This window comes from Serratia entomophila (assembly GCF_021462285.1).
Classification (GTDB): Bacteria; Pseudomonadota; Gammaproteobacteria; order Enterobacterales; family Enterobacteriaceae; genus Serratia; species Serratia entomophila.
The window spans coordinates 2,449,444-2,470,864 of record NZ_CP082787.1 but is presented as its reverse complement, the minus strand read 5'-3'; the positions used below and the strand labels follow the sequence as shown (position 1 = coordinate 2,470,864).

Annotated in this window: 16 protein-coding genes; 9 read left to right on the top strand and 7 right to left on the bottom strand. The window is 59.1% G+C overall.

Annotated elements, in window-relative coordinates; genetic code table 11:
- Positions 1-57 precede the first annotated feature (57 nt).
- Positions 58-3,192: an autotransporter outer membrane beta-barrel domain-containing protein gene (locus tag KHA73_RS12135; RefSeq protein WP_234591128.1), complete on the bottom strand. Its 3,135-nt coding sequence runs from the start codon at positions 3,190-3,192 to the stop codon at positions 58-60.
- Positions 3,193-4,290: 1,098 nt separating this feature from the next.
- On the opposite strand from KHA73_RS12135, the gene KHA73_RS12130 reads away from it, so the two are divergent.
- On the top strand, positions 4,291-6,390 hold the full coding sequence (locus KHA73_RS12130; protein WP_234591127.1) for a putative bifunctional diguanylate cyclase/phosphodiesterase: 2,100 nt from the start codon (positions 4,291-4,293) through the stop codon (positions 6,388-6,390).
- A gap of 17 nt (positions 6,391-6,407) precedes the next feature.
- On the opposite strand, the gene KHA73_RS12125 is transcribed toward KHA73_RS12130, so the two are convergent.
- The gene (locus KHA73_RS12125) at positions 6,408-7,643 is read right to left on the bottom strand and encodes a styrene monooxygenase/indole monooxygenase family protein (RefSeq protein ID WP_234591126.1); all 1,236 of its coding nucleotides are present in this window, start codon (positions 7,641-7,643) and stop codon (positions 6,408-6,410) included.
- A gap of 144 nt (positions 7,644-7,787) precedes the next feature.
- Here KHA73_RS12125 and KHA73_RS12120 point away from each other — a divergent pair, with 144 nt between their 5' ends.
- The gene (locus tag KHA73_RS12120) at positions 7,788-8,711 is read left to right on the top strand and encodes an ABC transporter substrate-binding protein (RefSeq protein WP_234591125.1); all 924 of its coding nucleotides are present in this window, start codon (positions 7,788-7,790) and stop codon (positions 8,709-8,711) included.
- A 103-nt stretch (positions 8,712-8,814) separates the two neighbouring features.
- Here KHA73_RS12120 and KHA73_RS12115 read toward each other — a convergent pair whose 3' ends face one another.
- Entirely contained in the window at positions 8,815-10,611 is a 1,797-nt protein-coding gene (locus KHA73_RS12115) for a sigma-54-dependent Fis family transcriptional regulator (protein WP_234591124.1), read from the bottom strand.
- A 285-nt stretch (positions 10,612-10,896) separates the two neighbouring features.
- Here KHA73_RS12115 and exaC point away from each other — a divergent pair, with 285 nt between their 5' ends.
- Positions 10,897-12,417, top strand: a complete 1,521-nt coding sequence (gene exaC, locus KHA73_RS12110; RefSeq protein WP_234591123.1) for an acetaldehyde dehydrogenase ExaC — start codon at positions 10,897-10,899, stop codon at positions 12,415-12,417.
- Positions 12,418-12,467: 50 nt separating this feature from the next.
- On the opposite strand, the gene adhP is transcribed toward exaC, so the two are convergent.
- Positions 12,468-13,478: an alcohol dehydrogenase AdhP gene (gene adhP, locus KHA73_RS12105; RefSeq protein WP_234591122.1), complete on the bottom strand. Its 1,011-nt coding sequence runs from the start codon at positions 13,476-13,478 to the stop codon at positions 12,468-12,470.
- A gap of 226 nt (positions 13,479-13,704) precedes the next feature.
- Between adhP and KHA73_RS12100 the strand changes: the two genes are divergently transcribed.
- Positions 13,705-13,998, top strand: a complete 294-nt coding sequence (locus tag KHA73_RS12100; protein WP_234591120.1) for a SelT/SelW/SelH family protein — start codon at positions 13,705-13,707, stop codon at positions 13,996-13,998.
- 6 nt (positions 13,999-14,004) lie between these two features.
- On the opposite strand, the gene KHA73_RS12095 is transcribed toward KHA73_RS12100, so the two are convergent.
- Positions 14,005-14,946 carry a LysR family transcriptional regulator gene (locus KHA73_RS12095; protein WP_234591118.1) on the bottom strand — a complete coding sequence of 314 codons (942 nt, stop codon included), beginning with the start codon at positions 14,944-14,946 and terminating at the stop codon, positions 14,005-14,007.
- A 98-nt stretch (positions 14,947-15,044) separates the two neighbouring features.
- On the opposite strand from KHA73_RS12095, the gene KHA73_RS12090 reads away from it, so the two are divergent.
- Positions 15,045-16,247, top strand: a complete 1,203-nt coding sequence (locus KHA73_RS12090; RefSeq protein ID WP_234591117.1) for an MFS transporter — start codon at positions 15,045-15,047, stop codon at positions 16,245-16,247.
- 32 nt (positions 16,248-16,279) lie between these two features.
- Here KHA73_RS12090 and oxlT read toward each other — a convergent pair whose 3' ends face one another.
- Positions 16,280-17,542, bottom strand: a complete 1,263-nt coding sequence (oxlT, locus tag KHA73_RS12085) for an oxalate/formate MFS antiporter (RefSeq protein ID WP_234591115.1) — start codon at positions 17,540-17,542, stop codon at positions 16,280-16,282.
- Positions 17,543-18,017: 475 nt separating this feature from the next.
- On the opposite strand from oxlT, the gene KHA73_RS12080 reads away from it, so the two are divergent.
- From KHA73_RS12080 to KHA73_RS12065, 4 genes are all read left to right on the top strand, one after another.
- The gene (locus tag KHA73_RS12080; RefSeq protein WP_234591114.1) at positions 18,018-18,512 is read left to right on the top strand and encodes a TIGR00645 family protein; all 495 of its coding nucleotides are present in this window, start codon (positions 18,018-18,020) and stop codon (positions 18,510-18,512) included.
- A gap of 187 nt (positions 18,513-18,699) precedes the next feature.
- Positions 18,700-19,146: a 3-hydroxyacyl-ACP dehydratase FabZ gene (gene fabZ / locus KHA73_RS12075; RefSeq protein WP_234591113.1), complete on the top strand. Its 447-nt coding sequence runs from the start codon at positions 18,700-18,702 to the stop codon at positions 19,144-19,146.
- A 32-nt stretch (positions 19,147-19,178) separates the two neighbouring features.
- Complete coding sequence (locus KHA73_RS12070; RefSeq protein ID WP_234591112.1) at positions 19,179-19,967, top strand: spermidine synthase; 789 nt, start codon at positions 19,179-19,181, stop codon at positions 19,965-19,967.
- 77 nt (positions 19,968-20,044) lie between these two features.
- Positions 20,045-20,239, top strand: a complete 195-nt coding sequence (locus KHA73_RS12065; RefSeq protein WP_234591111.1) for a ribbon-helix-helix protein, CopG family — start codon at positions 20,045-20,047, stop codon at positions 20,237-20,239.
- A gap of 4 nt (positions 20,240-20,243) precedes the next feature.
- Here the strand turns inward: KHA73_RS12065 and KHA73_RS12060 are convergent, their stop codons facing one another.
- Positions 20,244-21,374 (bottom strand): MFS transporter, encoded by a 1,131-nt coding sequence (locus tag KHA73_RS12060; RefSeq protein ID WP_234591257.1) that lies wholly within the window; start codon positions 21,372-21,374, stop codon positions 20,244-20,246.
- Between the last annotated feature and the right edge of the window lie 47 nt (positions 21,375-21,421).

Below are 21,421 nucleotides of genomic sequence, written 5' to 3'. Positions count from 1 at the left end.
AGCCCCCGTCATCGTGACGGGGGCTTTTTTTATGCGTGACTACGTCGGCGGCCGCCTTTAGAAATGCCAGGTCAAGCCTGCGTTGACGCCGTTGTCCTGATGATTTTTGGACAATTGCCCGCCATAGCCCAGGGTCAGCACCGCGTTGTTGACCCTAACGTCAACTCCCGCCTTCAGCGCCGCGCCATCGCGAGAAACCGGCACGCTGTTGACGTTAAAAGCGGCATCGGCGCTTTTGAACATCAGCTGAGCGTTGCGCTCCAGCTTGCCATATTGATGCTGCCAGCCCAACTCGCCCCGCAGGGCAACCGCCAGGCTTTCATCGCCCCATTGTTTATCGGCGCGCAGCCCCAGCGTCGAGGTAGTGGCGGACAGGCTTTGCCTGTTGCCGCGCAGCGCCGCTGCGCCGCCCTGTTCTGACATGCCGCCGTTGCGGTAATTGGCATAGGCCAAGTTGGCGAAAGGTTCGAGATTCACCCCCTCGCCGGAGACGCCGTAGCCCCCTTCAACGAACAGCTGTTCGGTGCGCGCATGATACCTGGCCCGCTGCGTATCCGACTGCAGATTGTAATTCACCGAACGTGAGGTATCGATGCGGTGCCAGGTATAGGCCCCACCGGCCCTTACGGCCAGCGCGCCGAACGCTTTGCTGCCGTACAGCCCCAGATGATAGTTATCGCTGTGGGCGTTCGATTGATAGCCACCGTCCAGAGAGATGCGTGAATAGCCCGTCATCACCCCGAGCCTGACGTCGTTATTCAGATCCGTATCGGCGCCCAGCAGCACGCCATAGGTGGAGGTCTGGTAGCCGATGGCGTTGTCATTGCCTGAGGCATGCCCCCAACTGCCCAGCAGCTTCGCCCAGGCGCCGCCGTTGTCATCGGATTTGATCTCCGAAGAGGTGTACAACCCTTCCGCCTGACGCAGACGTTCGTTGACCGTATCACGCACATAGCGGCTTTCGTTAAGCTGCGCCGCCGCCATGTCCGCGTGGATCTGGCCGGACAGCTGCCGCGCCGCCTGTTGCAGCTCGCTGGCCGAGGTAAAGCCCAGGAAGCTTTCATACACCGAATTATTGACGGTACTTAGCTTTTCCTCCGTAGATATCGCCGCATAGCCGCTTTCATCCTCGCTTTCCGTGGCCGCCGGCTCCACCGCCGAAATATCGACAGCTTGCGCCACCGGCGCAGGGGCACGCAGCTCTTCTACCGCACGGGCTACCGCTTTTTCATTATCGGTCTCCGCCAGGCTTTCAAATTTCTCCGCCGAGCGATATATCCCCAACCCAAGGTCATTCCCCTGATAGCTAAGAGCGATATCAATAAATTTATAGTCGGGATAAGCATGGTCGAAACGACCGACCACGCCGGCAGCGGCCGTCAACAGGGTATATTTATTGCCGAGCAGACTTTGCGCTTCATTTTGGGACAGCAGGTTTGGGCTGTTTTCCAGGCGGACGTTAACCTTGCCGCCATTGATGATGGCGCGCCCATCCACCTCTATTTTGTCGCTATGGCCGCTTTGCCCCACCTCGACCTGATACTGCGAGCCTTTATCGAAGATGGCGTCGTTTAACACGCGCAGGGTACCGATGCCATTGCCCGGCGCCACGCTGCCGCCCGGTTGCGCCCTGAAGCTGTTTACCGTGCCGCCGCCCTGCAAGGTGCCGCCGTTCTCGACGTAGACGTTTGAAACCACCGAGCCGTTAATCGCCAGCGTCCCCTGTGCGATCCGCGTATCGCCCCGGTAGCTATTGTTGCCCGACAGCGCCAGCGTGCCGTCCCCTATTTTGGTCAGCCCGCCGTGGCCGCCGATATCATTGCTCCATACATCGAACCCGCATTCGCGCTGGTCGCACAGCCGCGCTGCCCTGGTGCCGGCTTCCACCATGCTGCCGATGCCGGGAATATTCGCCACAAACTGCGTTTCAGCGTAGGAGCCGGGAACGTACAACGCCTGTGGGATATCATCCTGAGTAATAAACATTTTTGGCCCGTTGATGGCGTCCCTCAGGTTCAGTTTTCCCCAGCCGAAGGTTTTATCTATGCCGGGAGTGCCCAGATCGGTGGCGGTGGTTTTTATCACGTTGGCTATTTGATCGGCGCTCATATAGGGAAAGCGCTGCATCAATACCGCAGCGGCGCCGGAGACGTGAGGCGCCGCCATCGAGGTGCCGGTTTTATTTCCATAGCCGGCATTCAGCGACAGCTCGCCATTATCGTAGGCAGCTCTGGTGACCTTGCCCCCGGTGTTGGATACCAGCTTGCCGGTGGTGCTGTAGATATCGGCGCCTGGCGCGGAAACGCAATAGCTGGCCGCATGTGCGCAGCGGGTCGAGGACTGGTGCAGCATGTCGTTATTGCTGAGGTTGGCGACGATCAGATAGTGATTCAAAAATTCAGGGAAGGCGTAGGGAATGGATTTTTGGGCTTCCGGGATGTTGTAATTGTTGTAATTTCCGGCGGAAAACACAATAAGCTTGCCCTGCTTTGCCGCTCTGAGCAGGGTCGCCATCGCGTTTTGCCCGCCCTCCGGCACCGGCCTTTCACTTTGTCTTCTGACATCGTTTTTATTTCTCAGCACCTCATTGAGAACATCGGCTTCTTTATAGGCCACATAATCGGGAGAACCATTAGACAACCAAATAATATTGCCCTTGGCGTCCTTGTTGATGGCGGGCGGAATACCCCAGCTGTTATTTATCACCCTGGCGTTAGTTTGAATAAGCTCCTCTCTGCCGTTGCGATTGCCGTACTCATTCAGCTTGGCATTTATCAGCGTCGCATCGAAGGCGACGCCGTGCATGCCCGCGCCGTCCCTGCCCGCCGCGGCAATCCCCGCCACATGCGTGCCATGATCGCCGAACGACATGCGCCCACTCTTCTTGTCGTATGAAAAATGGTACTCCCCGTTATCCAACCTGGTGAGTTTTCCATTGAACTCGGGGTGGCCGAGAATGGCATTATCGATTACGCCGATGGCAATGCCTTTTCCCGTATAGCCTCTGGCGTAAGCATATTCGGCCGAAATGGCGCTCAGCCCCCATTGCCGATTGAACTCGGGGGAGCGCCAACTCTGTGGCGAACCGATAAGCCCCTGCTCATGATAAGCGGCAACGCTGTTACCGGCGGAAAGCCCGTAACATCCAAGGAAAACGTAATGCGCTAATCTCAGTCTTTTTTTAACTAACATTTTACACTCCATGTTATATGCCCAGAAGATAATTGATTTTTGAGAATAAAAAGACCCTTCGCGTTAATACGAAGTAATGGGGGGGCGTTATACGCCGATTTAATGCCGGGGAGCGACAGGCTGTCGCCCTATTGGCTCAGGGAGATCCCAGGAGGGTCAAGCTGCGGTTACGTGCCCATGGGGTCAATACGCAGGGGTAAGGTGTTGATTTCATATCGCCAACATTCAGTGTCGTTAATGATTCTCATTTTCAAGGTTATCTTAAGAAATGCTTATGTGTCAACCTGCAAATAAGATTTTCCTTACCCGTTTTTCGGCTCTGGCGACGCCGCGCTTAACCTGCCGTAAGCCGGATGGCTGCATGGTTTTTTAGGATGGAAACATTGCGCCGAACCTGCCTGATTGCAGCCGGCCTCCTTCAAACCACAGGGAAAGAATCAAGAGCAATGATAATGTATTAAGGGGGGGTACGGCTGGCGTTCTCAGTGTATTTCACGAGCGTAGGATTATTATTAGCGGGTGCTGAAACGCTGCGTGGGCGGCGCCTTGACGGAAAGCCCTCATCCTCTGAATAGCATGATTTTTAAAAAGTTTCTCAACAGCTCTTTATTCTTTTTCTTCTTAAAATAGAAAGAATATATGCGCCGCGCCTTGAGTCTGTGAAATTCATAAGCCACAGATATATAAAATAAAATAGTTAGCGGGATTAGAGTTAAAATCATGGGTTCACCTGCATCCTTTTAGGTTGATGCCGCTTATTATCACCTGAATCAGCGTATTAAAAAATTAGAATGATCCCGATTTAATTGTTTCCGCATTATCGATAGCGGAACGCTAAGCTGAACCCGCCGATCTGGAGAATGCCAGGCAAGGCATCCCCCGCCTTCGCCCGGGCAATGTGCGACAAAATCACCGCTTATCCTGACTCTTTCGTTGAGATTACAAGAATAATCCTAATGTTTTGCTGCGTATTATATTCCATTCTCTCTGGCTAATTTTTATCAGTGCAGCTGGCAATTCTGGTTCTCATTGGCAAAACTCTATTGATGAGCGCTATTTTAGGGTGAAAATCGATGCGATTTTCGGAAGGAATGTCACATGACGCTGGTATCTGAGCAAATCATAAAAAACTATCCAATTGATATGTATAATGAAATTTTTGATGATCTGCCTGGCCTCATTTGCTTCGGTAATCATCAGAGCGGGCATTTCAATACGTTATGGCGCGACTATACCGGCGCGGCGGCCGGCGCTCGCGCCCCCGATGCCTGGCTGAACGCCCTGCATCCTGAAGACTATCCCCGGTTGCAGGCGCAGTGGCTGCAGGCGATAAGCGCCCTTTCTCCCTTCGTCGCCGAAGCCCGCCTGCGCGAACGCAGCGGTGACTATCGCTGGTTCATGCTGTCTTTTAATGTCCGAGAGGATGGGGGCTTCTCCGCCTTGCGCTGGCATCTGAGCGCCACAGATATTCATCAGCAGGCGCTGCAGCGCCAACAGAACGCGCTGGAACTCACCGCGCAGAAAAATATGCTGGATGCCAGCGTCGACTGCATCAAGGTCATCAACAATGACGGCACCCTGCTGCACATGAATCGCTCCGGCAGCCTGGCGCTGGGCATCGACGAAAACCAAAAGACCTTCGGCATGCCCTGGCTGGAGCTGCTGCCGCCAGAAGTTCGCCGCCGCGGCCGAAAAGCGGTGCGCAACGTGCTGAACGGCAAAAACGCCCGCTTTGCCGGTTTGAGCATTACCCCGCACGGCAAAGCTCAGCATTGGGACAATATTCTCACCCCGGTAACCGATGAACATGGCGCGATAACCAACATTTTGTGCGTCTCACGCGATGTGACCTCGCAGCGTGTGGTGGAGCAGCGGTTGCTGATCGCCAGTGAATATGACGATCTGACCGGTTTGCCCAACCGGCGGTTATTCAAAAAGAAGCTAAAGCAGGAGATGAAACGCGCCCTGCACGCCAATAAGTCCCTCGGCCTGGTGCTGCTGGATCTCGATCATTTCAAACTGGTCAACGATACCCTTGGCCATGCCGCCGGCGATCATCTGCTGCGCGTGCTGGCCAAAAGGCTCGGCGGCTGCCTGAATGAAAGCTCTTTTGTCGCGCGCCTGGGCGGCGATGAGTTCGCGGTGGTTATCAGTGACGTGGAAGACGAACAAGAGATTGTGCGGATCGCCAACAAGGTGTTGCTGCAGCTTGAGTCCCCCATTACCCAGGGCGGCAAGGCGCTGCAGTGCGGCATGAGCATTGGCTGCGCCATTTACCCCAAAGACGCCCGCGACGCGTCGGAACTGATGAAATGCGCGGACACCGCACTGTACGAGCTGAAAGATGGCGGCCGCGGCGGAGTTTACCTGTTCGACCAAAAGATGATGGACAAAGCCAAAGAGCGCGCCTTGCAGCTTAACTATGCGCGCCAAATAGTACGTGACAATCGTATTCAGCCTAGTTATCAACCTAAGGTTAGCCTGTGCGACGGCAGCATTATCGGTTTTGAAGCCCTGCTGCGCTGGCACTGCCCGCTGAGAGGCATTCAAACGCCGAATACGGTTTTCGAAGCCTTCAACGACTACGAACTGGCGACCAAGATCAGCGCCGCTATGCAGATGAAAGTCTTTGCCGACATGGCGCGCTGGATCGAGTCCGGAGAGCAAGTGGTGCCCGTTTCGCTTAACGTTTCGCCCATCGAGTTCCTGCGCGACAACTACGCCGAGGCTTTTTTGCGCCGGCTGTTGATGTTCCGCATTCCGCACCACCTGATTGAGCTGGAAGTCACCGAGCACGTATTTCACAAGCAGGGGTCCAAATATGTTCTGCGCGCCTTGCGGATGCTGAAGGAAATGGGGATTCGGATCGCGCTGGATGATTTTGGCACCGGCCATTCATCCTTCAGCCATATCATGGACTACCCCATGGACTGCCTGAAGCTGGACTGTGGCTTTGTTCACCGCATGCACGACGAACCGTCGATATTGGCGATCGTAGAGAGCATCGGCATTCTGGGGCAGAAACTGTCGATCGACCTTATCGCCGAAGGCATAGAAACCGAACGGCAGCGCCAAACGCTGTACGAGGCCGGCTACCGCATTGGCCAGGGATATTTGTTCAGCAAGGCGGTCGAGGCGCATCAGGTGCCGGCGCTGCTGCGGCAAACGGCCTATTTCAGCGAAAAAATCGGCGGCTGACGCCGCCTGCCCCGGTTTTATCCCGCAGGGTCATGCTCCCGTATCAGGCGATGCGCCGCTTCTGGTTGATACCACCAGGGCGCAAATCTGCCCGGATCGTCAAACCCGTTAACGATCTTCCCGGCCAGCGGCTCGGCCTGCGCGGCACTCCCCAGCAGCGCCATCACGTGCGGCTGCGGCGGCTGCAGCAAGCTGTTGGTCCAGCTCACCACGTGGCGCGCGTAATGCCAATAATCGTCAAAAGTCTCTTCCATCCAGCGGCTGTCAAAGGCGGCATCGCGGTGCGCCAGGATCCGCTGCAGATAGATTGCGGCGCATTTGGCGGCGCTGTTGCTCCCCTGGCCGGTAATAGGATCGTTTAGCACCAGCGCATCCGCCATCCCCAGCACCCGGTGGCCGGAAGGCAGCGTCAGTACCGGTTGACGCACGCAGGGGGTAAAGCCCCCGGCCAGCGTTCCCATGGCGTCGGTCAGTTCCACCTCGCCGCAGCGCTCCGCTTCCCAGGGCAGCCAGCGCCTGAGAATGGCCAGGCTTTGCCGCAGATGCCGCTCAGGGGTGTCGAGGCCCTGCCAGCAATCCATTTCACCGCCGGGTAGCCCTTCGAATACCATAATATCGCAGGGCCCGCTGAGCGTCAGGGCCGGAAAAGTGAAGTATTCACCCACCCCGGGGATCAGGTTGAAATTGATCTGCCCGCCGGCGTCCATCGGCCGCATGCCATGTACGTAGGTCAACGCCAGGGCGCGCTGCGGACGATCGAACCGGCTGCGCGCGCGATCGACGGCAAAGCGCTTAACCACCTCCCCCTTGCCGGCGGCGAGCAGCACCAGGTCATGTTCCGCGCTCAGGCGCTCCAATTCGGCAACGCCGGCGTCGGCAATCACCAATCGCCCGCCGCCGTCTTCGAACGCCGCCATCCATCCCGGCATTTTCAACCGCTGGTCGACGGATTGCGCGTAGCTATCCAGCCCGGCGCGCCAGCTCAGGGCCGCCGCGCCGGCGCCTTGCGGATCGGCGATGCTCAGGCCGATGCCCTCAATCGGCGGCGCCTGCTCCTCCCAAAAGTTGAGCTGGCTGCAGCGTTCGCTTTCCAGCGCGCTATGGAACATGCACTGGCTGGACATGACGCGGCCGCGGCGCAGGCTTTCCGCGTCGCGGTTGGTCATCAGCGTAACCCGATAGCCGGCGGCCAACAGGCCCAACGCCAGCTGCAACCCCGACTGCCCTGCGCCGACAATGGCGATATTTCTCATGAAGATTCTCTCGTTGAAAGCGGGAAACCGCGCATCATGATTTTTCCAAGATTAGTTATTTAATTTTGTTAGTTCACAGACTTAGGGCCATCGGAGATAGTGCCCAAACCGCCTCACAGCATAATAATGAAGGTAAAAAACATAATGATATATAGCAGAAAAATAACCGCTGTTGCGGCGCTGTTGAGCCTTTCCGCCGCCGTTCAGGCCGCGCCGGGCGTCGATATCGTGGCAAATGAAACGCCGGTGCATACCGTGCCAAACCCACAGGCCATCGCCAAAATCCCCGCAGGGTTCAAGTTCGTCGAACCGGGCACCTTAACGGTGGCGGTTTCCTTGTTGGGCAGCGGCCCGCCCTTCGGCCTTTACGCCCGCGACAACAAAACGGTGATCGGCAGCGAGTCGGACATTGCGCGGCTGGTGGCCGACGGCCTGGGGCTGAAGCTCAAGCTGGTGGCCACCTCATGGGAAGACTGGCCGCTGGGCGTCACCTCTGGGAAATACGACGCGGCCATCTACAACATCACCGTCACCAACGAACGTAAAACCAAATTTGATTTCGCCACCTATCGCCAGGATACGCTGGGCTTCTACGTGAAAACCACCAGCAAAATCACTGAGATAAAATCCGCGCCCGACATCGCCGGCAAAAAGATCATCGTAGACTCCGGCACCAATCAGGAAGCGGTGCTGCTGGCGTGGGACAAGGAGAACCAGGCCAAGGGGTTGCCGGCGCTGCAGCCGGTGTACGTCACCGATAAGGCGGCCTCCACGCTGGCCATTCAGTCCGGCCGCGCCGACGCCACCTTCGGGCCGAACGTTTCCGGTGCTTACCAGGCCAAATTGACCGGCAAAACCCGGTTGGTGGGCATCGTGCCGGGCGGTTGGCCGAAAACCGCCAATATCGCCGTCACGCTGAAAAAAGGCAACGGCCTGGTAGACGCGGTGCAGGCCTCGCTCAACAGCGCCATCGCCAACGGCAGCTACCTGAAAGTGCTGGATCGTTGGGCGGAAAGCGACGAGAAGATTGACCGCTCGGAAATCAACCCGCCGGGCCTGGGGGACTGACTCAACAAAAAAGCCCCGCGCTGCGGGGCTACTTAAGGCTCAACCTTTTCTTTTTTCACCCGCCCGCTGAACCTGGCGATGACGAAATCAACGCATTAAAGCTTTAACGATGCACTGCCGCCGGGCGTCGTTTCTCCAGCTTGCGGTACAGCGTGCTGCGGGAGACCCCCAACGCCCTGGCCGCCAGACTGACGTTGCCGTTAGCCTGTTTGATCGCCTCAAGCACGTCCTGCTCGCCGCTGGCCTGCGCCGTTTTCGGCAACGCAACAATCTGCGGCGGCAAATCATCGGGCAGGATCACCGCATGATCGTCCGCCAGCGCCAGCAGCACCTTGAGGGTGCTCAGCAATTGGCGTACGTTTCCCGGCCAAGGGTAACTCGCCAGTATCGTCAGCGCCTCCGGCGCCAGCCGTATGCCGCGTTTCTCGCCGCCCAGCTCGCGCCACAGCAGCACAATAAAGTCCTGCGGCTTTCTCCGCTCCCTGAGCGGCGCGATGTGCAGGTTATATTCCTGAATGCGGTACAGCAGGTCTTCACGAAACTCCCCCGCCTGCACCCGCTGGGCCAGATCGTGGTGAGTGGCGCAGATCAGCGAGAAATCGACGGCATAAGCGACGCGGCTACCCAAAGGCGTCACCGTTTTTTCCTGCAGCACCCGCAACAGCCGGGTTTGCAAACTCAGCGGCATGTCGCCGATCTCGTCGAGGAACAGGACGCCGCCGTCGGCCTCCCTGATTTTGCCGATATAACCTTTGGGGTTGGCGCCGGTGAAGGCGCCGGGCGCGTAGCCGAACAGTTCGGACTCAATCAGCTGTTCCGGCAACGCCGCGCAGTTGATCGCCACAAAGTTGCCGCGGCGCCGGCGGCTTTGCTCGAACAGCCGGCGGCTAAAGTGCTCTTTGCCGCAGCCGGTTTCTCCGGTAATGCACAGCGCCAGCCCGGCATTGAGGATGCGCAAGGCTTTGTGGTGCTCCGCGTCGTCCCGTTCGGCCAGCGGCGCCCGGGCGCTGACGGCGACCGAAAGCCGCTGCGGCGCTTCCAGCAGCGAATAATAGTGGCGCTGGTTGAACGCCTGCGTCTGGCGCGGATCGCCGAACGGTTGCTGAGGCATTGCCGGGAACAGGCTGGCAAATTCGACGGCGCCGAACGACGCCGGTGAAAGGTTGAACTCCTGCATGGCGAGGCGATTGGCGGCAATCAACAGCTCATCGCGGAACACCAGCAGCAGCTCATGCGCGCTGCCGAGCACCCGCGCGTCGGCGTGCAGGCTAAGCGCCCAGTCGCGCGCGGTTACCCGGTTTTTCACCCAGCGGTGTTCGATATGCCTGACGGCCTGCAAAATCAGCGGCTGCGCGTCGCGGTATGGCCGTTGCGCCGGGGCGGAAATATCCAGCACCCCGGCGATCTGCCCGTCCGGGCGGTAAATCGGCGCGGCGGTGCAGTAAAGCCCGGCGTTTTGATTAAGAAAGTGCTGATCACCGTTCACTTCGCAGAAAGCGCCCAGCGCCAGCGCGGTACCGATAGCGTTGGTGCCCCTTGCCTGTTCGCCCCACTGGTTGCCCGGCGCCAGGGCAAAGCGCGACGCCTTGTGCAGGAAGTCGGCGTTGCCGCAGGTTTCCAACACCAGGCCGGCGGCGTCCGAGATCACCAGGATCGATGGCTGGCGGTTAATCTGCGCCCCCAGCTGGTCAAGAAGCGGCTTTGCCAGTTGCGGCACCCAGCCGTTTTGTCCGCGGGATTCGTTGAGCAACGTCGGTGTGATCAAAGGAATGCGGTTATCGCCGCGCGCCAAACCAAAATGGCGGCTACGTTGCCAGGATTCGTTCAATGGGCCGGGAAGCAAGCGGTTGTCGCCGTCTGTGGCGGGTCCCGAATGGGCCGCCGGATTCTTATGCAGCATGCGCTTCTCCACCACGGAAAGTGTTGCAAATATGTATCACACCTGTGTATTAGGTGTTGCGACACAGGACACAAAATAGGGTCACGGGGGATACCCCAAGCGCTTTCTCAGCACGGTGCCGCTCGTGGAGTTTTATTTAATCAATTGATTAATAATGAATTAATTTTATTTTTTCAACGGATGGGCAATTTGGCACAGGCAATGCTTGGTTTCCCTGCGGCGGAATGCCGTATGCACAGGCGCGATGCAACAGCGCCAGTTTTCTTCTGCAGAGAGGTGCTCAACATGAAATATGTCCATCCCGGTTTACCTGGCTCGCTGGTTTCATTCAAAAAGCGCTATGGCAATTACATTGGCGGCAAATTTGTCGAACCGGTTTCAGGCAACTACTTCACCAACACCTCCCCGGTGACCGGCCAACCGATCGCCGAGTTCCCGCGTTCGGATGCCAAGGATATCGAACTGGCGCTGGATGCCGCGCACGCCGCCGCCGACGCCTGGGGCAAAACCAGCGTGCAGGAGCGCTCCAACCTGCTGCTGGCGATCGCCGATCGCATCGAATCGCGTTTGGAAATGCTGGCCCTGACGGAAACCTGGGACAACGGTAAACCGATCCGCGAAACGTTGAACGCCGATCTGCCGCTGGCGGTCGATCACTTCCGTTACTTCGCCGGCTGCCTGCGTGCGCAGGAAGGCACCGCGGCGGAAATTGACCAGAACACCGTGGCTTACCATATTTATGAACCGCTTGGCGTGGTTGGCCAGATCATTCCGTGGAACTTCCCGCTGCTGATGGCTGCCTGGAAGCTGGCGCCGGCGCTGGCGGGCGGCAACTGCGTGGTGCTGAAACCGGCGGAACAAACCCCGCTCGGCATTAGCGTACTGATGGAAGAAATCGGCGATCTGCTGCCCCCGGGCGTACTCAACGTGGTGCAAGGGTTCGGCGCAGAGGCCGGCGAAGCGCTGGCGCGCAGCAAACGCATCGAAAAAATCGCCTTTACCGGCTCTACGCCGGTTGGCCGCCATATCCTCGCCTGCGCGGCGGAGAACATCATCCCCAGCACTGTGGAACTGGGCGGCAAATCGCCGAACATCTATTTCGAAGACATCATGCAGGCCGAACCGGACTTTATCGATAAGGCGGTCGAGGGGCTGGTGCTGGGCTTCTTCAACCAGGGCGAGGTCTGCACTTGCCCTTCACGCGCGCTGATCCAGGAGTCCATCTACCCGCAGTTTATGGAGAAGGTGCTGGCGCGCATCGCCGCCATTCGCCAGGGCGACCCCTTTGACACCGAGACCATGATTGGCGCCCAGGCGTCAAAACAGCAGTACGACAAGATCCTGTCTTATATCGAGATCGCCAAAAACGAGGGCGGCAAGATTATTGTGGGCGGCGAGCGCGCCAGCCGGGGCGACGAAGTGCAAAACGGTTTCTATCTGCAGCCAACGTTGATTACCGGCAACAACAGCATGCGCTTCTTCCGCGAAGAGATTTTCGGGCCGGTGATCGGCGTCACCACCTTCAAGGACGAGGCCGAAGCACTGGCGCTGGCCAACGACACCGAGTTCGGCCTGGGCGCAGGGCTGTGGACCCGCGACATCAACCGGGCTTACCGCATGGGCCGCGCCATCAAGGCAGGCCGCGTCTGGACCAACTGCTACCACCTGTATCCGGCTCACGCCGCGTTCGGCGGTTACAAGAATTCCGGCGTCGGGCGTGAAACCCACAAGGTGGCGCTGTCGCACTACCAACAGGTGAAAAACCTGCTGGTGAGTTACGACGCCAAACCGCTGGGGCTGTTCTGATAAACAAAAGGCCACCGCTGGCGGTGGCCTTCTCATTTGCGGCCTGTTTTTTACGCAGTGAGATCGATCACCATGCGGCCGCGGATTTTGCCCGATTTCATTTCTTCGAAGATGTCATTGATGTCGCCCAACGGACGTTTAGTCACTTTCGGCGTCACCTTGCCTTCGGCGGCGAACTGGAACGCCTCCTTCAGATCTTCGCGGGTGCCGACTAAAGAGCCCACCACCTGAATGCCGTCCAGCACCAGGCGCGGGATGCTCAGATCCATACTCTCCGGCGGCAGCCCAACGGCCACCACTTTGCCACCGGCGCGCACCGCATTCACCGCCGAGTTAAAGGCCGATTTCGCCACTGCGGTCACCACCGCGGCATGCGCGCCGCCCACCTGCTTCTGGATGATTTCTTCGGCGTTTTCGTTCTTCGGATTGATGGTCAGATCCGCACCAATCTCTTTGGCGAAATCCAGCTGGCCGTCGTTCACGTCGATGGCGATCACCTTGGCGTTGAACACGTTCTTGGCGTACTGCAGCGCCAGATTGCCCAGCCCGCCCAGGCCATAGATGGCTACCCACTGGCCCGGCTGAATGCCGGAAATCTTCACCGCCTTGTAGGTGGTCACCCCGGCGCAGGTGATGCTGCTGGCGGCGAACGGATCCAGCCCATCCGGCACTTTCACCGCGTAGTCCGCCACCACAATGCATTCTTCCGCCATGCCGCCGTCCACGCTGTAGCCGGCGTTTTTAACCGAACGGCACAGCGTTTCGTTACCGCTAACGCAGTATTCGCAGTGGCCGCAGCCCTGATAGAACCAGGCGACGCTGGCACGATCACCCAGTTTCAATGAGGTGACGCCGTCACCGACAGCGGTCACCACCCCAATCCCCTCGTGGCCGAGGGTAATGCCGGGCACTTCGCCAAAATCGCCATTTTTCACATGAAGATCGGTATGACACACCCCGCAACACTCCATTTTAAGCGCCGCTTCGCCGTGCTTGAGCGGGCGAAGCTGTTTGTCCTGGATATCGATGGTATGGTTTTTCGTCACTACGGCAGCTTTCATTGCGTTTACCTCTGGCTGAATTGAAAAGTACAATTGTTAATGTAGTGACTGGGGCGCCAGAGGGCAAGCCGAACAATACTTATGTAAAAACAAATAATTAAATAGTAACACTTCGAATGATTACATTAAAAATAATTAACAATATCCCTCCATCGTCGGCTGGATTGACAAAGGCCGCAGCGGCAGCCGATGATAGGCGCAACGTTAATTTTCCGGTTGCCCAACGATGAAAACTGCTCCTGCCGTTACCATTCTCTACTGTTCTCAATGCAACTGGCTGTTGCGCGCCGGCTGGATGGCGCAAGAGCTGCTCAGCACCTTCGGCGACGATCTCGCCTCCGTGACCCTGGTGCCCGGCACCGGCGGGGTGTATCAAATCAGCGTTAACGGCGTGATGATTTGGGATCGCAAAATTGACGGCGGCTTTCCCGATGCGGCGCAGCTGAAACAGCGCCTGCGCGATCACAGCTTCCCCGACCGCGCTCTCGGCCATAACGACGGCAAAACCGCCAAACACTGATCCCGTTTAGCGGCCTGCGGGCGCCCGGGTGCCGAGAATGCGCGGCATCACTTCTTTCATCAGTTCCATGAATTTGCGCAATCGCGCAGGATAATAGCTGGCGTAGGGATACAGCAGATAAATCGGCAGCGGTGCAGCCTGCCACTGCGGCAACAGGGTATGCAGCCTGCCCTGCGCCAGTTCCTCTCTCACCACCCAGGATGACACTATCGCCACGCCCAGGCCGTCCAGCGCAGCCTTACGCACCGCATACAGGCTGTCGGTGCTCAGCCTGGGCGCGATGTCGATGCGCTGTACTTCGCCGCTCTCGCGGTGCGTCAGCGTAACTTCGTTGCGATAGAAACTGTTCAACGCCAGCCACGGCAGCTGCGCCAAATCGCCGAGGGTCGCGATCGTCGGCCGCTGCGCCAACAGCGCAGGCGACGCCACCAGGCTGCGCGGCACCTCCGCCAGCAACACCGCCACCACCGAAGGGTCGGTGACGGAACCGACGTGGATCGCGCAGTCGATGCCCTCGGGAATAAAATCCGGTGAATGATCGTTGAGCGTCCACTCCACGCTGGTTTGCCGATAGCGCTGCAGATATTCCCCCAGCGGCCCGATCAGCTGGTCCTGGCCGAAGGCGTGCGGCGCCCGCACCCGCAGCACGCCAACCGGTTCATCGCGCGCCCCGCGCACTTCATCTTCCATGATTTGCCAGTGCTCAAGCAGCCGACGCGCATGCTGATGGCAACGCTCGCCGTCGTCGGTCAGCTTAATGGCGTGGGTGGTACGCTGGATCAGCTTAACGCCCAGCAGCTGTTCCAGCGTCTGCAAACGCCGGCTAACGGTAGGCTGCGTGGTGTTCAGCTGCAACGCCGCCGCCGAGAGGCTGCCGCTGTCGACGATGCGCACCAGGGTTTGCAGCAGGGTTATACGATCGCCATTGGGTAATTTAATTTTATTCATACGTAATAGGTATAACAGTTTTACCTGTACCGGGGCTACAGTTTATCGGGGCCTGCGGCAAGAATAGCCGCACGTTAACCTTGTCAGGAATTACAGTCATGAGTCTGCACCCCTCCACCCACGGCGGCCTTTCCGCCGGGATCGTGTTTCTGTTGGCCGCCGGCGCCGGCCTCAGCGTCGCCTCTATCTACTACAGCCAACCGATGCTGAGCATGATGGGCGGCGCTTTCCATTCCAGCGTCAGCGACACCGGCCTGGTGCCGACGCTGACCCAAATGGGCTATGCGCTGGGCATTCTGCTGTTGGCGCCGCTGGGCGATCGTCACGATCGCCGGCAGATCATTCTGATTAAAGGCCTGCTGTTGGCGCTGACCCTGCTGCTGTGCGCCCTGGCCTCCACCTTCCCCCTGCTGTTGCTCAGCAGCCTGGCGATCGGCCTGGCCGCCACGGTGGCGCAGGACATCATTCCCGCCGCCGCCACGCTGGCCCCGGAGGCCAGCCGCGGCAAAACGGTCGGCACCGTGATGACCGGGCTGTTGGCCGGCATTCTGCTTTCGCGGGTGTTCAGCGGCGTGGTTGCGGAGTATTTCGGCTGGCGCAGCGTTTATGCGCTGGCGGCGTTGGGCGTGTTGCCGATCACGCTGGCTATCTGGCGGGCATTGCCGCGCTTAAAACCCAATACCTCCCTGAGCTACCCGGCGCTGCTGCGTTCATTGGGTCACCTGTGGGCGGCCTATCCCGAACTGCGGCGGGCGGCGCTGGCGCAAGGGTTCCTGTCGATCGCCTTCAGCGCCTTTTGGTCGACGTTGGCGGTGATGCTGGCGACGCGTTATCAGTTGAGCAGCGCGGTGGCCGGTTCCTTTGGCCTGGCAGGCGCCGCTGGCGCATTGGCGGCGCCGTTGGCGGGCATGTTGGCCGACCGCCACGGGCCTGACTACGTCACCAAAATTGGCGCGGCGCTGGTGCTGGCTTCCTTTGCGCTGATGTTTTTGCTGCCGTGGCTGCCGCTGCCGGCGCAGCTGGCCCTGATCGCCCTGAGCGCCGTCGGCTTCGACCTGGGTATTCAGGCAACGCTGGTGGCCCATCAGACCATTATCTACGGCATAGATCCGGCCGCCCGCAGCCGCTTGAACGCCATCCTGTTTACCCTGGTGTTTATCGGCATGGCGACCGGCGCGGCGCTGGGCAGTTGGATGCTGGAAAGCGCCGGCTGGCCGGGCGTGGTGGCGTTAGCCACCCTGGCTGCGGCGGTGGCGCTGCTGATTCGCACCGCGCGTAAACCCACACGCATTACGGCCTGACCGCCTCCCCGGCGCGGCGCCGGGGAGACTTTTCAGTTGGGTTGCTGTGCGCGCATGAAGCGGGAACGCCAGGGCTTCAGCACCCACAGCGCCAATCCGGCGGTAATAAAGTCCAGCGCAATCGCGCAGCCGAAAACCACGTGCCAACCCTGGGTGTGCTGATACAACAGCGCCGCCAGAGGGCCGCCGAAAATGGAACCTATACCCTGCGACATATACAGCCAGCCGTAGTTGGCGGTCGCATTTTGGCTGCCGAAGGTGTCGGTCAGCGTAGAGGGGAACAACGAGAAGATTTCTCCCCAACCGAAGAACACCACACCGGACAGCAGCACAAACAGCAGCGGATCCTCACGGCACATCAGCCACAGCGTCATCGCGCAGCCTTCCAGCGCGAAGGCGATAAACATGGTCTTTTCCCGTCCGTAGCGGTCGGAGATAAAGCCAAACAGCGGCCGCGTCAGCCCGTTGGTAAATCTGTCGATGGTCAGCGCCAGCGGCAGCGCCGCCATACCGAACACCACCGCGCCGCTGATGCCGAAGTCATGGGCGAAAACCGCCATTTGCGAGGTCACCATCAGCCCGGACGTGGACATCATCGCCATCATCAGGAACATCAGCCAGAACAGCGGCTGCCGCAGCATTTCCCGCGGGGCGAACTGACGTTTGCCCTGCTCGAGCCTGGCGCTGCCGGGCAACGAGGCGGCATTGGCCGGCACCCTCAGCCCCTGGCTCGCCAGCAACCCCACCAGCGCAAACGCGCCGCCGAAGACCATCATCGTCTGTTCCACGCCGTAGCTGCCCAATGAGAGGGAAATGGGGAATGTGGTCAGGATCGCCCCCATGCCGTAACCCGCCGCGACCGCCCCGGCGGCGAAACCGCGATTGTCGGGGAACCATTTCACCATCAGCCCGACGATGCCGACGTACACGATGCCGGTGCCCAGGCCGCCCAAACAGCCGTAGACCACATACAGCGCCAGTAAGCCGTTGACCTGCGACGACAGCACCCAACTGAGCCCGGCCAGCAGCGTGCCGAGCGAGATCAGCCGGCGCGGGCCGAAGCGGTCGATCAGTTTGCCCTGGAACGGCGAAAAGAAGGTTTGCAGAATAATCAGCAGCGAGAACGTCACCTGCAGTTCAGGCAACCCCACGCCCAGTTTCGCCGTCAGCGGCCCGGTCAGCAGCGTCCAGACATATTGCGGGCTCGATATGGAGGCCATGCAAATCAACCCGAGCAACAGCTGGGTCCATTTACCGTATTTGCTCGCCTGCAGCGATTCGGTCAGTACCGTCATTATTTATTTCTCCCCGAGTGCGAATGTCATTACCGCGCCGCAGCGGCGGAACCGATGCGATTTACGTTTTATCGTAATTTTGACGTCGTGCGGCGGTAGCCGCGGAATCTCAGGAAGCAGCAATCATGCCACCCCGGCAACGGGATGAATAAACAAGATAAATATCAATAAATTAAATTAAAACCGAATTATAAGAAAATGACCGTTAATAAATCCGTTAAATATCCCCGGCCATAATGCACCTTCATAGTGCCGAAATACCTCATTAACGCACCAGTATATTCGTTAAGTCGGACTATTAATGAATTAAATAAATAGCTTTATTATTCCGCTCGCTTTATTAAGCCTTCATTGCCGCATCCCTTCGCGGAGCGCCGCTCCCCCGGCGGCCCTTTTCCCCTGATCCCGGTTGATTTCTCCCGGCCCTCCTGAGCTATACTGTCGGCCCTTTTTGTAACAAACTCAGATAACTATGATGGAACGTTTGCTAGAAAACGCGATGTACGCCTCACGCTGGCTGCTCGCACCGGTCTATTTTGGCCTGTCGCTGGCGTTGATCGCCCTGTCGATCAAATTCTTTCAGGAAATTCTCCACGTCCTGCCCAACATTTTCTCCGTCGCCGAAGCGGATATGATCCTGACCCTGCTTTCGCTGGTCGATATGGCGCTGGTTGGCGGGCTGCTGGTGATGGTGATGTTCTCCGGCTATGAGAACTTCGTTTCCCAGTTGGATATCGCTGAACACAAAGAGAAGCTGAGCTGGCTGGGGAAAATGGACGCCACCTCGCTGAAAAATAAGGTTGCCGCGTCTATCGTCGCCATCTCTTCCATTCACCTGCTGCGGGTGTTTATGGACGCCAAAAACGTGCCGGACAACAAGCTGATGTGGTATGTGATCATTCATCTCACCTTTGTGCTTTCCGCGTTCGTGATGGGTTATCTCGACAAAGTCACTCGTTACAAGCAGTAAGACCGCCCGCTAGCCCGGCCGCCGGCCGGCCGGGCGCTCTCCCCCATGACTACGGCTATGCCGGCGACGCGCGTTTTTTCACCTGGCACATTCAATGATAATTTTATTATAATGCTATGACACTCACCATGGACGGAATGCCGCACGCCAGGCCAGTTTCGCCCCGCTGACAGGATCAGAATCACTCATGCCGTTGAATGGTAAACCACTGCAATTCCAGGATATCCAATCTATTCTGCCTCACCGGTATCCCTGCCTGTTGATCGATCGCGTACTGCCCGAGGGAACCTGCGTCGCCGAAGGGCGGCTGAGCGCCATCAAGAACGTGACCGCCAACGAGATGGCATTTTGGAGCGCCGGCGCCGCTTTTCCGGGCGTGCTGATGGTCGAGGCCCTGGCGCAAAGCACCGGGTTGCTGGCGCATTACTTCCTCGGGGCTTTGCAGGAGGGCGAGCATTATTACTTCGCCGCCATTCACCGAGCGCGTTTCTATCAGGCCGCCCTCCCGGGCGATCGGGTACATATGACGGTGAACTTTGTGCGCAAGCGCGGTGCCATCGCCCGCTTCACCGGGACTGCCACCGTCGATGGCCGGCGCATTTGCACCGCCGACTTTATGTGCGCACGCAAGTAAAGACCGTTTTCTGAAGGAGCCACGGCAAAACTATGTCTCTGGTTGACAGCTTACTCAGCACCCTTGATTTCTCTCCCCGCGGCCAGGTGATTGCGCGGGTGGAAGACCATTGCGGCGAGATCATCGTCTCCGATCACAAAAACTACCGCACGCTGCGTTTTGACGGCATTTGCGAACAAAGCAAAATGAGCATCAGCAACCCGGCGTTGCCGATCCATAACTATATCAAGGCCATGTTGATGGCGGTGGCGTGGCAGCCGCCGCAGGCGGCGCTGATCCTCGGCCTGGGCGGCGGCAGCCTGGTGCGCGCGCTGCACGCCTGCGATCCGCGAGTCTTGCTGGAGGTGGTCGAGCTGCGCGCCGCCGTGATTGCGGTGGCCCAGCGCTATTTCACCCTGCCGCCCGCCGACACCGTCACATTGCACACTGCCGACGCGGCGGATTTCGTGCGCAACGCCGGCAACCGCCGTTACGATCTGATTTTTTCCGATCTCTACTCGGCCTTCGCCATGGATCCGCAGCAGGGTAGCCAAAGCTTCCTGGAAAACTGCGCCGCCCACCTGACCGAAGGCGGCTGGCTGGTGCTGAACTATCACGAAGTACCCAACGCCGATACCCTGCTGTATCACAGCTTGCACCGGGTATTTAACAGCGTCTTGTTCTGCGTCGCACCGAGCGGCAACGTCATCATTTACGCGTCGTCGGCGCGCGTCACCTTGCCGTTGAGCCGGCTGCGCGAACTGGCGCATACCAGCGGCGAAATCTTCGGCTGCGATCTCGGCTACCTGTCGCGCAAAATAGAACGCCTGCATTTCAACTGAGCGCGGGCCATGCGGCGTGGTTGGCCGATTCGGCCACGTGGTATTATCATTTAATTATCATTCTCTGGAGGATCCTGATGGAAAAGAAAACGGCGCGGCTGACCGTACTGATCGACCCGGACAAGAAAAAAGCCCTGGAAGAACTGTGCCTGCAGCAGGATGTCACCCCCTCGCAGGTGGTCCGCCAGCTGATCCGCGATTATCTGCAAAAACATCAGGTGGATTACCCCAGCCAGCCGACGCACGCCAATCCACGCGTCGACAACGCCTGACGGCTTACCCGGCCAGCGTGCGCTCCCCCTGCGGGAAACCGTGCCTGCTGGCCGAATAAGCGATCCCCAACCCAATCAGCGCCATCGCCAGCGCCACCCAAGGGAAGGAAAACACGCCGAAATGGCCCAGCAACAGGCCGCCCAGCATACCGCCCACGGCTATCGCACCGTTCCAGATAACCACGTTCATCGACAACGCCGCGTCAGCCCCTTCGCCGGCGCTGTCCGCCAGCGCGGTCTGCAACAGCGTGGCCGCGCCGCCAAAGCTCAGCCCCCAAACGGCCACCGCTCCCCATACCAGCTGCGGCGAGCGCATGGATAATCCCAGCAGCAGCGTGGCGGCGGCGAAAACGACGAGGCTCAGCAACACCGATCTGCGCAGATGGCGATCGACGGTGCGCCCGGTCAGCCAGATGCCGCCCAGCGCCGCCAGGCCAAACACCAGCAGCACCGCGTCAACGTGGGCGCTCAGCCCGGCCGGCGCCACCAGGGGCGCGACATAGGTATACAGCAGGTTATGCGCCAGCATCCAGCACATCACCACCGCCAGCACCGGCCGAACGCCGGGTGTGAGCCACACGCGGCGCAGCGGCAGACGTTTGGCGCCGGATTGCCCCGGATAGTCCGGCACCTTGAGCACCACCCACGCCATCAATATCACCGACATCAGCGACATGGCGCCAAACGCCGCGCGCCAGCCAATGGCCGCCCCCAACCAGGTACCGAGCGGTACGCCCAGAGAAAGTGCGATCGGCGCGCCCACCATCGCCACCGCCATCGCTTTGCCCTGTTGCTGCGGCGTGACCATGCGGCGTGCGTAACCGGCCAACAGGCTCCAGGCCAGCCCCGCCGATGCGCCGGCCAGAAAACGCGCCAGCAACGTCAGGGTAAAGCTGGAAGACCAGGCGGTAATAGAGTTGAAAACCAGAAATCCGGCGATGGTCAGCAGCAGCACGTTGCGTCGCCGCCAGCCTTGCGTGGCGAGCGTCAGCGGGATCGCCGCCAGCAAGGAGCCCAGCGCATAGGCCGTCACCATCTGGCCGGCCAGCGACGGCGATACCTGCAGACCCGGTGCGATTTGCGGCAGCAGGCCGGCGGGCAGTGTCTCGGTAGCGATGCAGATGAAACCCGTCATGGCCAACGCCAACAGCGCCGCCAGCGGGAAATGCGCGCCTTCGCGCG